General features: G+C 72.0%; 10 protein-coding genes. 3 read left to right on the top strand and 7 right to left on the bottom strand.

Annotated features, from left to right (window positions below):
* The first annotated feature begins 31 nt into the window (after window positions 1–31).
* The gene (locus tag ACFO60_RS02850) at window positions 32–598 is read left to right on the top strand and encodes a cysteine hydrolase family protein (protein ID WP_380836359.1); all 567 of its coding nucleotides are present in this window, start codon (window positions 32–34) and stop codon (window positions 596–598) included.
* A gap of 51 nt (window positions 599–649) precedes the next feature.
* On the opposite strand, the gene ACFO60_RS02845 is transcribed toward ACFO60_RS02850, so the two are convergent.
* The 5 genes from ACFO60_RS02845 to ACFO60_RS02825 all read right to left on the bottom strand — a co-directional run bounded on the left by ACFO60_RS02845 (window position 650) and on the right by ACFO60_RS02825 (window position 5,950).
* Window positions 650–1,729: a hypothetical protein gene (locus ACFO60_RS02845; RefSeq protein ID WP_380836357.1), complete on the bottom strand. Its 1,080-nt coding sequence runs from the start codon at window positions 1,727–1,729 to the stop codon at window positions 650–652.
* The gene (locus ACFO60_RS02840) at window positions 1,726–2,064 is read right to left on the bottom strand and encodes a PadR family transcriptional regulator (protein ID WP_380836355.1); all 339 of its coding nucleotides are present in this window, start codon (window positions 2,062–2,064) and stop codon (window positions 1,726–1,728) included. Before ACFO60_RS02840 ends, ACFO60_RS02845 begins: the two co-directional genes overlap by 4 nt.
* Window positions 2,065–2,525: 461 nt before the next feature.
* On the bottom strand, window positions 2,526–3,710 hold the full coding sequence (locus ACFO60_RS02835; protein WP_380836353.1) for an aminotransferase class V-fold PLP-dependent enzyme: 1,185 nt from the start codon (window positions 3,708–3,710) through the stop codon (window positions 2,526–2,528).
* Window positions 3,711–3,753: 43 nt separating this feature from the next.
* Window positions 3,754–5,208 (bottom strand): aminopeptidase P family protein, encoded by a 1,455-nt coding sequence (locus ACFO60_RS02830; protein WP_380836351.1) that lies wholly within the window; start codon window positions 5,206–5,208, stop codon window positions 3,754–3,756.
* A gap of 187 nt (window positions 5,209–5,395) precedes the next feature.
* Window positions 5,396–5,950 carry a GNAT family N-acetyltransferase gene (locus tag ACFO60_RS02825; RefSeq protein WP_380836349.1) on the bottom strand — a complete coding sequence of 185 codons (555 nt, stop codon included), beginning with the start codon at window positions 5,948–5,950 and terminating at the stop codon, window positions 5,396–5,398.
* Between the two features lie 51 nt (window positions 5,951–6,001).
* On the opposite strand from ACFO60_RS02825, the gene ACFO60_RS02820 reads away from it, so the two are divergent.
* Entirely contained in the window at window positions 6,002–6,592 is a 591-nt protein-coding gene (locus tag ACFO60_RS02820; protein WP_380836347.1) for a TetR/AcrR family transcriptional regulator, read from the top strand.
* Between the two features lie 472 nt (window positions 6,593–7,064).
* On the opposite strand, the gene ACFO60_RS02815 is transcribed toward ACFO60_RS02820, so the two are convergent.
* Complete coding sequence (locus tag ACFO60_RS02815; protein ID WP_380836346.1) at window positions 7,065–9,722, bottom strand: ATP-binding protein; 2,658 nt, start codon at window positions 9,720–9,722, stop codon at window positions 7,065–7,067.
* A 264-nt stretch (window positions 9,723–9,986) separates the two neighbouring features.
* Window positions 9,987–10,547 carry a TetR/AcrR family transcriptional regulator gene (locus tag ACFO60_RS02810; protein ID WP_380836344.1) on the bottom strand — a complete coding sequence of 187 codons (561 nt, stop codon included), beginning with the start codon at window positions 10,545–10,547 and terminating at the stop codon, window positions 9,987–9,989.
* Window positions 10,548–10,733: 186 nt separating this feature from the next.
* Here ACFO60_RS02810 and ACFO60_RS02805 point away from each other — a divergent pair, with 186 nt between their 5' ends.
* Window positions 10,734–12,938, top strand: coding sequence for an MMPL family transporter (locus ACFO60_RS02805; RefSeq protein ID WP_380836342.1), 2,205 nt, complete (start codon window positions 10,734–10,736; stop codon window positions 12,936–12,938).
* The last annotated feature ends 8 nt before the right edge of the window (window positions 12,939–12,946 follow it).

The following is a 12,946-nucleotide window of genomic DNA, read 5'->3' as shown; positions in this document are numbered from 1 at the left end:
CGAAGAAGTTGCGATGCGACCGGAGGTTCCCATGACGACCCTGCCCGATCGGACGAGCGCCGCGCTTATGGTCATCGACGTCCAGAACGGCGTGGTGTCCGGCACCCACAACCGCGACGAGGTGATCGCGAACATCGCCACCCTGATCGAGAAGGCTCGCGCCGAGGACGTGCCCGTCGTCTGGGTGCAGCACTCCAGCGACGAGCTCGTACGCGGCAGCGAGAACTGGCAGTACGTGTCCGAGCTGGCCCGCCGCGATTCCGAGCCTCTGATCCACAAGAGGCACGGCGACTCCTTCGAGGGCACCGACCTGGAGGCGGTGCTCGCCGAGCACAGGGTGGGCCGGCTCATCGTCACGGGCGCCCAGTCCGACGCGTGCGTCCGCTCGACCATCCACGGGGCCTTCGTCCGGGGGTACGACGTGACGCTGGTCGGCGACGCCCACACGACGGAGGACCTCAGCCAGTGGGGCGCGCCGGCCCCCGAGCAGGTGATCGCGCACACCAACCTCTACTGGCGGTGGCAGACCGCTCCCGGGCGCGTCGCCCGCACCGTCGACACCGGCGAGGTCACCTTCGCGGCGGCGGACGCGACCTGAGCCCCCCGAGCGACAGCCCGCCCCACGCCCGGGGGCTCGGAACTCGCCGCGTCAGGAGGGTGAGGGTGATCGCCCGGCCTGAGGGTGCGGCGAGGGGGGCAGCGTCAGCAGGGCGAGGACGGTGAGCGTGACACCGCACAGCAGGAGCGCGGCGATCTGCGCGGCGTTGACGGCGGCCATGGTCCGCGAGACCGCATCGACGCCGTCGAGGTTGATCCGGGCGAGCACGCCGAGCGTCACCGGGACGACGAGCAGCGCCAGCGCCATCGGCGGGCCGGGCGAGCGCCGGGCCGGTACGAGCGCGTGGACGCCGATGCGCGCCACGCAGGCGACGAGCAGCGCGAGGCAGGCGACTCCCGGGAGGTCCATCCACGGCCAGACCCATGCCCAGACCCGCAGGTCGATGCTCCGCGCCAGTGCCTTCGTGCCGAGGAGGCCGAGGAGCGCGTAGAGCGGGACTCCGGCGACGACGGGCAGGGCGGCCACCCACAGGGGGCGGCGGGCCACCGGCGCGTCACGGTGGAACCCGGCGAACAGCGCGAGCACGGGGAAGGCGAACAGGAGAGTCTGCACGACCATCGCCGACACGGCCTGGCCGGGGTCGACGGTCCACATCTTCAGATGGTCTGAGTACACCGACACGACGGCGAGCGACGCCAGTGCCTTGGCGGTGCGCGGGCGGCCCCGGACGAGTGCGGCGAAGGCCGCGACCCACAGGAGGGCGCCGAAGCCGTGGACGATGTCCCAGAGCCGGTCCGGCGACCCGGCGGCCGTGAGGGCCTGCTGGTGGGCGGTGGGGAGCACGCCGAAGAAGGCGTACCTCTCCAGGAAGTCCCCGAACCAGACGCAGCTCATCGCCGACTGGAAGGCCAGCCCCAGCACGGCCACCAGGCGCACCGCCTCGCCCCAGGCGAGGAACCGGGGCGCCGCGCCGATGCCGCCCAGGCGCACGCGCAGCGACAGGGCCGCCACGCTGGCGACCTCCGACCAGCGCGGCCGGGCGTCGTCGGCGCCGGCGAGGTGTCCAGCCCCCTCAAGGAAGGCGCTGACCATCTCCTCTTCTCGTTCGGCCCGATAGGAGGGAGGCAACAGCCGCAGGACGTACCTGTAGCGCTTCTCCAGAAGACTCACGCCATGCCCTCCGCATGCCTGGCGCGCAGCCGGTCGCGCGCGCTCTTGACGTTCTCGGCCAGCCGGACCGCCTCCTCCTCCAGAGCGTGCGCTCCGGCGTCGGTGAGCCGGTAGTAACGGCGCAGCCTTCCCTGGTGCGCCTCTTCGCGATCGAGGGCCACCAGTTCGTCTGCGGCCAGCCGGTCCAGCACGCCGTACAGGGTGCCGACCTTGAGCCGCAGCCGGCCGCCCGAGAGCCGCTCGACCTCCTGGACGATGCCGTAGCCGTGCCGCGGCCGGTCGACCAGGGCGGTGAGGACGAGGAAGGCCGGTTCCGTCATCGAACGGGAAGTCATGAAGGAAAGGATATATCGGAAGACAAGATATAGCACCATTCCGGCATATGCTGCCGCCTCGCGCGCGGGCCATCCCCGTGATTACGGACCGGTCCTTGAGCCCGTCGAGCATCGGGATTCGCCGCGATCCGCGATCGAAGAACCCCGCCGCCGTGACCGGTCGGGTCCGGGCCTGCCCGACACACCTGACCCGGGAGGAGCCTGACGGCTCGCCGGGATGTTGTCCGGGCAGCACGGCGGGGGGCGGCAAGGAGCCTGTGCCGCAGGTAGCGCTCGATCACGGTGGTGAGACCGAGCGGTGGACGGTCTGCTCGGTGATGCGCAGGTCGGTCAGGTCTCACCAGCGCCAGGCATTGCGTCCGGTTGCGCCGCCCCGAGCGGTGGGCCCGGAACAGCGGTCTGAGGGTGTGGCCGGCGGGGGTCAGGTGGAGCTGGGAAAGGTGACGTAGGTTCGGTCGTGGTCAGGTTCGGCGCGAGTTCAGCGTTGCGCACAGCATGTCGATCTCCTCGTCGGTGTTGTAGTAGTGCACCGATGCGCGCACCACCGCGGGGAGGTTGCGTGCGCCCAGGTCGTAGCGGGCAGAGGTGATCGCTGAGACGCTGGTGTTGATGCCGGCCGCGGTGAGACGGCGGTGGACGTCGGTGGCGGGCACGCCGTCGACGGTGAAGGTGACGATTCCGCACAGGCGCCGGCCTCGGTCCTGGACGGTCACTCCGGGCAGCTGGGCGAGCTGGGCCCGGAGCCGTGTGGCCAGAGCGGTGACCCGTTCCTCGATCGCTTCGATACCCCAGTCCAGGGCGTAGCCCACCGCGACGCCGAGGCCGATCTTGGCCGCGTAGTTGGTCTCCCAGCTTTCGAACCGGCGCGCGTCGGGGCGGATGTCGTAGGTCTGTGCGTCGGTCCAGGTGGCGGCGTGCAGGTCGAGGAAGGGCGGCTCTAGGCTTTCGACGAGCCGGCCGGAGACGTAGAGGAAGCCGGTGCCGCGCGGCCCGCGCAGGAACTTGCGCCCGGTGGCTGACAGCATGTCGCAGCCGATCTCCTGCACGTTGACGGGCAGTTGCCCGACGGACTGGCAGGCGTCGAGCAGGAACGGGACGCCGGCGGCGCGGGTCAGCCGGCCGATCTCGGCCGCGGGGTTGACCAGGCCGCTCTGGGTGGGGACATGGGTGACGGCGACGAGCTTGACGTCGTCGTCCAGGCGCCGCTCCAGGTCCTTGACCGACAGCTGGCCGTGCTCATCGTCGTCGACCACCTCGATGTGGGCGCCGGTGCGGCGGGCGACCTGGAGGAAAGCGATGACGTTGCTGGCGTACTCGGCGCGGGAGATCAGGATACGGTCGCCGGGTCCGAAGCGCATCGCGTAGAAGGCCATGTCCCAGGCGCGGGTGGCATTTTCGACTACGGCGACTTCGTGCGGCCGGCAGCCGATCAAGCGGGCGATCGTCTCATAGACGGCGTTCACCTTCGGGGCCGCGGCCGTGGCGGCCTCGTAGCCGCCAAGCCGTGCCTCCAGTTTCAGGTGATCGATGACGGCGTCGAGCACCGGAGCCGGAGTGAGTGCCGCGCCGGCGTTGTTGAGATGCATGACCTCGGCGCACCCGGGGGTGTCGTGGCGGGCGCGGGCCACGTCCACTGGCATCGGCATGGCATTCCTGTTCGCGTTCGTCATGGTGAGGTGGCGGCGGGGTTCAGGGCAGTCGCGGGCCGGCGTCCCGCTGGGCGGCGAGCCATGCCTCCACCTCCTCGGCCCGCCGTGGCAGGCCGGCAGAGAGGTTGACCGCGCCCTCGGCAGTGACCAGGACGTCGTCCTCCAGTCGGATGCCGACCCCGCGGAGCTCGGCCGGAACCAGGTCGTCCTCGGGCTGGAAGTACAACCCCGGTTCGACGGTCAGCACGTTGCCATCGCTGAGTTCGCCCTCGCGGTAGCGGTCTGGGCGAGCTGCGGCGCAGTCGTGCATGTCGATGCCGAGCATGTGGCCGAAGGTGTGCAGCGTCCAGCGCCGGTAGAGCATGGAGGCGGGATCCATCGCCTCGTCGGCGCTTACCCGCAGCACGCCCAGTTCCACCAGGCCCTCGGCGAGCACGCGCATGCAGGTGAGGTGGACGTCGGCGAAGCTCACGCCTGGTTTGATGGCCTCCATGCCGGCCTGCTGGGAGGCGTAGACGATGTCGTAGACCTCGCGCTGGAGCGGGGAGAATGTTCCCGAGACGGGCAGGGTGCGGGTCACGTCGGCGGTGTAGAGGTGGTTGTTCTCCACACCCATGTCCATCAGCAGCAACTGGCCGGGCGCGGTGAGGCCGTCGTTGCGCTTCCAGCACAAGATCGTGGCGTGCGGGCCGGCGCAGACGATCGAGCCGCATCCGACGTCGTTGCCATCATGGCGGGCGCGCAGGCCGAAGACGCCTTCGATGAGGCGCTCGGACACACCGCGGTCGGCCGGCACCACGCGGGCGACGTCTTCGAAGCCGCGGACGGTGGCGTCGATCGCGTCCTGCAACTGGGCGATCTCCCACTCGTCTTTGACGAGCTTCAGTTCGGAGATCGCCGCCGCCAACTCACGGTCGCGGGCGCCTGTGGCGGGCACGGCCGCGTCGACCCGGGGGTCCAGGCCGCGCAGCACGCGGGTGCGGCCCGGCGCGCAGCGGGCCAGGACGGTGTCGAGGTCGGCGAGCGGGGCCGTGTCGATGCCCAGTTCGGCCGTCTTCTCCGCCAGAGTACGACGGCGGCCGGCCCACAGTTCGCCATCCCTGTCGCGGAAGAACTCATCAGTCGCCCGCGAGGAGCGCTGCCTGGTGTACAGGAGGGCGTCGTGGCCGTCGCCACTCGGCCGCAGGATCAGTACGCCATCCGGATCGTGATCGCCGGTGAGGTAGGCGAAGTCGCTTCCCGGGCGAAAGCGGTAGAGCGTGTCGTTAGCGCGCACCTTGGTCGACCCGGTGGGGATGATGAGCGTTTCTCCGGGGAAGGCGTCGGACAGCGCCGCGCGGCGTCGCGCGTGATGGGTCACCGCCGGCTGAGGCCGTACCTCGATCGGATGGTCCAGCCACCCGGCCCGCATGAACTCCAGCAGCTTCTGCGGGAAGTCCTGGTCGTGCGAGGCCGTACGCGCGGTCGCGAACCGGCTCACTCCTTGGTCCGACATCGATACCTCCGGTCTTGCGTACCCACCTCCGTGAGCCGCGATCAGCAGTATGTACTATTGCACGATATTCGCAATAGCAAACAATGTGCATCAAGTGGGAAGATCGGATCCAGTCGTGGCGGCGCTCACCGGCACGTGGTGAGCGCACTCCGTCGCTGGCGAGGTCGTGGTCGGACCGGGTGCTTCGCTACGGCCTCCACTCCTCCGCGAGCAGCGACCAGACCTCCGTGTCGTGGCGTACCCCCCCATGCGGGTAGGACTGACGGAGGACTCCGTCGAGCCGCATGTCCAGGCGCCGGGCCACGTTGCTGCTGCGCACGTTGGCCGGGCTGGTGCGCCATTCGAGCCGGTGCAGGCCGCGAACGGTGAAGGCCCAGTCGATGAGGTGCCGCACCGCGGCGGTGACCAGGCCATGGCCCTGGCCCGCCGGTTCCATCCACACGCCGATCTCCCCGATGCCCGACTCGGCGTCAAACCTGACGAACATGACCCCGCCGACCAGCGTGCCGTCCAGCCAGATGCCGTACAGCCGCTTGGTGTCGGCGGCCTGGCCGTCGGCGTAACGCTGGAGGGTGGCCCGCGCGCCGACCGGGTCGGAGCTCGAGGCCGCCCACGGTATCCACGGGTCGATCGTGGCGCGGGCCCGCTCGATGTGCTCGAAGAACTCGGTGCTCTGCCACGGTTCCAGGGGTCGGAGTTGCGCGTCGTGGCCGGGGCCCGCGGGCAGGGATAGGGCGAACATGCGGGGACCTCACCTCGTACATAACAAATGTTTGGTATGTACCCTAATGCCATGTCACCGAGCAAGGAACGCTGGGATGCCCGGCGCCAGGACGTGTCCGCGGCGGTCTGGCGCGTGATGGCCACGCGCGGCTTCGCCGGACTGACGCTTCGTGCGGTGGCCATCGAGATGGGCGCCTCGACCGGGCTGCTGACGCACTACTTCCCGAACAAGCGAGCCCTGGTGGTGTACGCGCTGAACATCCTGGAGGAGCGCACGCACGGTCGGCTGCGCCAGGCGCCGCCCGCCCCCGGCCTGGCGGCGTTGCGGACCGCGCTGATCGACATCCTGCCGCTGACGCCCGACGGCACCGCGAACAACCGGATCTGGGTCGCCTCGTGGGACGTGGCGCTGGCCGACGCGGAACTGGGCGCGGACCAGGCGGCACGGTACGAGGGCATCCGGGCGAAACTGCGCGAGCACATCGCGGTCGCGCAGGAGCGCGGCGAGCTGCCCGGCAGGGACGGCGACGACCTGGCCGCCGCGGCGATCGCCTTCACACACGGGGTGGTCGTGCAGACACTGTTCGACCCGGCGGCGTTCCCCCCGAAGCGCCAGGTGGCGCTGGTAGACCGCTTCCTGGCCAGCCTTGCCCAGAACTGATCAGGTAAAGATCAGCTGACATGCCTCATGTGACAGAAGGGTCATCGGGCTCTGACCTGCGAGAAGGCCGTCATCCCAAGTAACGATGGAAGGCGGATCATCGCGGCGGGCTCACGGCGACCGTCCGCTCTCATCCGAAAACGCCGCCACGGCGGCGTCGTCCAGCGCCGAGCTGGTGACGATGTCGCGGACGGCGACGATGGCCGCATGGGCGCCGTCGCAGAGCTCGGCAATGGCCCGGGCGCGATCGGCGGTGAACGTGATCTGTCGCTTGGACGGCAGCGCCAGCGCCCGTGAGGCGGCCTTGCGGATCTCGGCAGCGGCACATCCTCACCGGGGCCGGGCTACTGGTCCGGACCGAGGGTGTGGCCGAGGGGTCCACCCGGCTCCGGGAGTGCGGCTGTTCGAGGACCCGGCGACAACCTCTGACCGACGGCTCGCCCGCGGCGCGGGTGGCAGGGGGAGCGGCAGGTCAGACCTCGCCGCGTTCGTGGGCGAGGGCCAGTTCGACGCGAGAGTGCAGGCCGGTCTTGGCGTAGACGCGCGAGAGGTAGACCTCGACGGTCTTGCGGCTGTAGTGCAGCTCGTCGGCGATCTGCGGGTTGGACATGCCCTCGGCTACCAGTTCGACCACGCGGCGCTCGACGGGGGTGAGACCGGTGGACGGCGACACGACGAGCCCGGCCTCCCTCAGGGCGCGGGCCGCGCGGTCGCGCCAGGGAACGGCGCCGAGGTCGGCGAAGATGGCGTGCGCGCGCACCAGCTGCGAACCGTCGGTGAGCGCGCCGAGGACGAGCCGGGCCTTGCCCTCCTCGAAGCGCAGGCCGTCGGCTCTGGCGGTCTCCAGCGCCGCCTCGGCCCGGGCCGCGTCCCTGAAGATCATGGCGGAGGCCAGCTCGGCGGACATCCGCGCCCGGGGGGTGCCGGTGCGGGAGGTCTCGGTCAGGGCGGTGGCGGCGGCGCGGGCGGCGTCCAGCTCGCCGGCGCTGGCGTGCATGTTGACGCGGACGGCGAGCTCGCGGTGCCGGACGTCCGGCGGCCCGGCGGCGGCCTCGTCGAGCAGGCGGGAGGCCGTGGCCCGGTCGCCCAGGGCGAGCGCCCGCCGGGCCTTGAACATGGCCCGCAGCGAGAGCTGGAGGACGCAGTTGGGCGGAGGGTCGGCGAGGAGCTTGCCGGCGTCGTCGTAGCGCCCCTGGTCGATGAGGATGTCCACCTCGATGTTGCGCAGCAGCGCGACGTTCTCCCACAGCCCGGCGTCGGTCAGGGTGACGGCGTCGGAGCGGATGTCACGCAGGGCGTGCTCCCATTCGCCGCCGAGCCGGCGCACCACGGCCATGGTGCGCGCGTGCTGCCCCGCGATGTCGCGCCAGCCGAGGCCGCGGTAGATCTGCTCGGCCTGCGACAGCAGGTCGAGCGCCCGGGTGCGCGCGCCCGCGCTGGCCAGGATGTGCGCGGCCGACTCCAGGGAGGCGAGCCGGCCGGCGGGCGGCAGCGCCGCGGAGGCCGAAAGGAGGGTGTCGAGCGCCCGTTCGGCCTCCTCCCAGCGGGCCTTGATGATCGCATCGCCGGCCAGCGCGCTGAGGGCGATCACCAGGTCCTGCCGCGGGCATCCGGGCAGCGCCTGCCAGGCCGCCTCGGCCAGGCCGGCCGAGGCGATGCCGAGCTGGGTGCTGATCACCGCCTGCTGGGCCAGCAGGGCGGTCGGGTCGTCGGCGTGGGGGAGCTGCTCGGCCGCGATCGACACCGCCACCTCGTACCGGCCCATCGCGTGCGCCGCGTTGACCATCGTCTGGGCGGTGCGGGTGTGGCGGCGCCCGGGCGCGAGCACGGCCAGGGCGGCCTGCCCGGCGCTCAGCGCGTCCGCCGGGCGCGAGCCCTTCCAGTACGAGAGCGCCTGCCGGGACAGCAGCACGCCCCGCTCTTCGGCGGGGGCCAGCTCGGCGGCCCTGCCGTACCAGTGGGCGGCCGACAGCGGCGCCGTCCAGCGGGTCAGCTCGGCGGCGCGCAGCATGGCCGTCAGCGCCTCGGCGCTGGTGCCGCCCTCGGCGACGTGGGTGGCCCATTCGAGCACCCGGCGGGCGCCGAGGAGGCCCTGGCGGTGCAGCAGTTCGGCGATGCGGGCGTGGACCCGGCGCCGCTCGGCCGGCCCGAGGTCGGCGTACAGGGCCTCGGCGACCAGCGGGTGGGTGAACTCGTACGCGTCGTCGCCGGTGTACCGGACCAGGCCGTCCCTCACCAGGCCGTCGAAGGCGCGCTCGGCGTCGGCCACGTCCAGCCCGGCGACCTCGGCCAGCGCTGGGAGGTCGGCCATGGCGGCGGGCCGGGTGCGGCGCAGCGCGGCCAGCACTCTGGCCAGCCTGCGGCCGCCCTGGTCACGCTGGAACAGGCGGCTCAGCATGGCGCCCCGGCGGGCGTCGGGGAAGGCCGACTGCAGGGCGCCGCCCTGCACCAGGGTGAGCACGGTCTCGCGGGCGAACCACGGGTTGCCCCGGCTCTGGGCGTGGACCCGCCGCACGGTGGCGTCGCTCGGGACGCGGCCGAGCATGCCGGCCACCAGCGCGGTGACCTCCTCCACCGACAGCGGGCTGAGCCGGATCACCAGGTCGGCGTCCATCGCGGGCGGCCGCCGGGCGGTGCAGGCGATCACCAGGCCGCGCACGCGGCGGGGCAGGTAGGACAGCGCCCCCACGGTGTCGGCGTCGGCCAGGTGGAGGTCGTCGATGGCCAGGAAGGTGCGGCCGGGCAGCGACTCCAGCAGGTTGGCGGTGCGCACGGCCGGAGCTCCGCCGGTGACGCCGAGCGCGGCCTGGTCGATGGCGTCCAGCAGTTCCTTGAGCGGTTCGCGCGCGGAGGGCTCGGCGTGCAGCGTCCCGAGGGCGTCGGCGAGAGAGGCGTAGGCCAGGCCGCTGCCGAAGTCGCGAGCCTGGCCGTGCAGTACGCGGTAGCCCATGGTCTTGGCCAGCGCCTCGGTCTCGGCCAGCAGGTGCGATTTGCCGATGCCGGCCTCGCCGTGGATGAGCACGGTCAGCGGCGGGCGGAGCAGCGCCGATTCGAGCTCGCGCAGGATGGTCGGCCGATCGGCCTGATAATCGCCTCCGGCGGCGGGCGCTCCGTCTGGAGAAGCAGGCACAACCGGAATGGCGGAGGCCGCCGAAGTGGCCGAGGTCACCGGAATGGCCGAGGTCGCCGAAGTCGCCGGGATGGCTGGGGCCGCCGAAGTGGCCGAGGTCGTAGAAGCGGCCGGGGTCGCCGGGATGGCGGGGGTTGCGGGAATGGCCGGGGTCGCCGGAATGGCGGGGGCCGCCGGGGTCAATGGGATGGCGGGGGTCGCCGGGACCGCCGGGGTGGGCGGGGGGGCAGGCTGGGGGGCGTCTTCGCGGTCGCCTGTCACTCGTCACCGTGCCCGGTCGGGGGACGCGTCGTGGACGGCGAGGGCGGCGGTGAGCACCAGTTCTCGCACGGTCTCCTGGGGAAGGTCCATGGTCTTGACCACGGCGAGCTGCAGGGACCCCATGACCGCCCACGCGCGCACGCGGGCGGCGTCGCCGGGCGCGGGGCCGGCGAGCCTGGCGTGGATCTCGTCGCGGAACGCCCGGATGGCCTCCCGGGGGGAGCCGGGCGCGGCCTGGTCGGCGCCGCCGATGTCCTCCATGAGCAGGCCGATGATGGCGCGGTGCCGTACGACGAAGGCGGTCAGCGGTTCGACGAACGCGCGCGGGTCGTCGCCGTGGTCGCCGTCGAGCAGCGCGACGAGGTCGTCGGCGGCGGGGGCGATGAGCTCGGCGGCCAACCGGTCTTTGGGGTGGAAGTGGTAGGCCACGGCCGTCTTGGTCAGGCCGACGCGCGCGGCGATGTCGGCCAGGGAGGTGGCGGCGTAGCCCCGCTCGGCGAACAACTGGCGTGCGGCGGCGAGAATGCGGGTGCGCGTGTCGCCGCCACGGTCGATTGTGGTCATCGTCTCACTTCTCAGCCCGGTTCGGCGTCCAACGATATTCCCGCCTAAGCTCTTTAACGTACGTCCTGCACGGTCGTACAGAATATTGTTTCTGCGGCGTTTCTGATTCCTCAATACTGTCTGGGACGGTCACCGATGGCTAGCTTGCTCGGTCGATTGGGCGGTTGGTGTGCGAGACACGGCCGCGTGGTGCTGGCCGCCTGGCTCATCCTCGCCGGGGCGCTGACCGCGGGGACGCTGGTCTTCGGCCGGCCGGTCAGCAACGACGCCTCCATCCCCGGCACCGACGCCCAGCGTGCGCACGACCTCATGCGCGACGGTTTCGGGCCAGGGTATGACGCCGGCGGCACCCTCCAGGTCGTCCTGTACGGAAAGGACGGGCCGCTCATCGCCGGCGAGCGCAAGCGCGCCGTCGAGCGGGCCATGGCGGATATCCGCGAGGTGCCGCACGTGGTCCAGGTGGACAGCCCCTTCCGCGTGGGCGGCATTTCGCGCAACCTGGTGATCGGCGTCATCGCCGTCCGGCTTTCCGGCCAGGGTTCCGACGGCCTCGCCGAGAGCTCCCGGCTGGTCTCCGCCGCGGTGGAGCCGTTGCGCGCGGCCGGCGTCGAGGCCGTGCTCGCCGACAACGGCACGCCCGCCGACAAGGAGATCAAGACCGGCAGCAGCGAGATCATCGGTGTCGCCTGCGCCCTTCTGGTGCTGCTGCTCGCGTTCGGCACGCTCGTCGCCGCGCTGGTGCCGGTCTTCACCGCGATCATCAGCCTGGGCGTCGGCCTCGGCGTGATCGGCCTGCTCGGCCATCTGGTGGACGTGCCCAAGCAGGCCTCGGTCATGGCGTCGATGATCGGCCTCGGCGTGGGCATCGACTACGCGCTGTTCCTGCTGTCGAGGCACCGCAAGTTGCTGGCCGACGGCGTGCCGGTCCATGAGTCGGTCCGCCGGACGGCCCAGGGCGCGGGCGGGGCGGTCTTCTTCGCGGGCGGCACGGTCGTCATCGCCCTCAGCGCGCTCCTGCTCGGCGGCTTCCCGATGCTGCGGACGCTCGGCTGGATCACCGGGATCTCGGTCGTGTGCGCCGTGCTCACCTCGCTCACCCTGGTGCCCGCGCTGCTCGGCCTCCTCGGCCACCGGATCAACGCGCTGCGCGTCCCGTTCGTCGGCCCGCGGCGGGACGCCGCGCATTCGGCGGCGAGCGGCTGGGCGGGCCTCGGCGCCTGGGTCGCCCGGCGCCCGTGGCGGGTGCTCGTGGTGGCCGTGGCCGTGCTCGGCGCCCTCGCCGCGCCCGCCCTGGGGTTGAAACTCGGCCCCGCCGACGACGGCTACGCCGACAGGGGCCAGGACGGCCGGCGGGCGTACGAGCTGATGGAGGCGGGGTTCGGGGCGGGGAGCAACGGCCCGTTGATCGTGGTCGGCGAGCTGGACGCCGCGGTCGCCGTCAGCGACCCGCCCGCCCCGGCCGTGACGCGCGTCGGCGACCGCCTGGCGGAGGTCCCCGGCGTCGCGCACGTGTCGCCCCCGAAGATCAACGTCTCCGGCAGGTCCGTCCTGTTCCAGGTCGTCACCGAGTACGCGCCGAGCGACCCGCGGGCGGGCGACGTCGTGCGCGCCGTGCGCGGCCTGCGCGTTCCCGGGGCGGTGCTGCACGTGGGCGGCGAGGTCGCGGGCATGGCCGACGCGAGCGACCGCATAGCCGAGCGCACTCCGGCCGTCATCGGCGTCGTCGTGCTGCTCAGCGCGCTGCTCCTGCTGCTGGCGTTCCGCGCGCCGCTGGTGGCGATCAAGGCGGCGCTGATGAACCTCATCTCGCTCGGCGCGGCGTTCGGCGCGCTCGCGATCGTGTTCTCCTACGGCCTCGGCAGCCGCCTGGTCGGCCTGGATCCACCGGTCTCCGCCCAGGATTCCTCCCTGTCGACGCTTTTCTTCAGCGTGCCCATCGACTCCTACGTGCCGCTGATGCTGTTCGCGGTGCTGTTCGGGCTGTCCATGGACTACGAGGTCTTCCTGCTGACCTCGGTGCGCCAGTCCTATCAGCGCCTGGGCGACAACCGGCGCGCGGTCGCGGAAGGGCTGGGCGCCACCGGCCGGGTCATCACCTCGGCCGCGCTGATCATGGTCGTGGTGTTCGTCGCCTTCATCGCCTACCCCGACCCGCTGGTCAAGGTGTTCGGCGTGGGGCTCGCGGTCGCCATCGCCGTGGACGCCACGGTCATCCGCGGCCTGCTCGTTCCGGCCACGATGGTGTTGCTGGGCCGGCTCAACTGGTGGTGCCCCGCCTGGCTCGACCGCGTCCTGCCCGACCTGTCGATCGCCGGGCACGGCGAGGACGACGACGAGCCGCCGGTGACCGCCGGGCCGGAGAAGGAACTGGTCCCCACCGGCCGAAGCTGAGCCGGGCA

The sequence above is a fragment of the Sphaerisporangium dianthi genome, from assembly GCF_042654065.1.
In the GTDB taxonomy this organism is placed as follows: domain Bacteria; phylum Actinomycetota; class Actinomycetes; order Streptosporangiales; family Streptosporangiaceae; genus Sphaerisporangium; species Sphaerisporangium dianthi.
The sequence above is the reverse complement of the archived record's forward strand: the minus strand, read 5'-3'. Positions and strand labels throughout refer to the sequence as shown.

Bases quoted from the DNA above. Each gene is read 5' to 3' on its own strand.
- ACFO60_RS02850 (WP_380836359.1), top strand. From the start codon at position 32: ATGACGACCCTGCCCGATCGGACGAGCGCCGCGCTTATGGTCATCGAC.
- ACFO60_RS02840 (WP_380836355.1), bottom strand. From the start codon at position 2,064: ATGACTTCCCGTTCGATGACGGAACCGGCCTTCCTCGTCCTCACCGCC.
- ACFO60_RS02835 (WP_380836353.1), bottom strand. From the start codon at position 3,710: ATGCCGATGCCAGTGGACGTGGCCCGCGCCCGCCACGACACCCCCGGG.
- ACFO60_RS02830 (WP_380836351.1), bottom strand. From the start codon at position 5,208: ATGTCGGACCAAGGAGTGAGCCGGTTCGCGACCGCGCGTACGGCCTCG.
- ACFO60_RS02825 (WP_380836349.1), bottom strand. From the start codon at position 5,950: ATGTTCGCCCTATCCCTGCCCGCGGGCCCCGGCCACGACGCGCAACTC.
- ACFO60_RS02820 (WP_380836347.1), top strand. From the start codon at position 6,002: ATGTCACCGAGCAAGGAACGCTGGGATGCCCGGCGCCAGGACGTGTCC.
- ACFO60_RS02810 (WP_380836344.1), bottom strand. From the start codon at position 10,547: ATGACCACAATCGACCGTGGCGGCGACACGCGCACCCGCATTCTCGCC.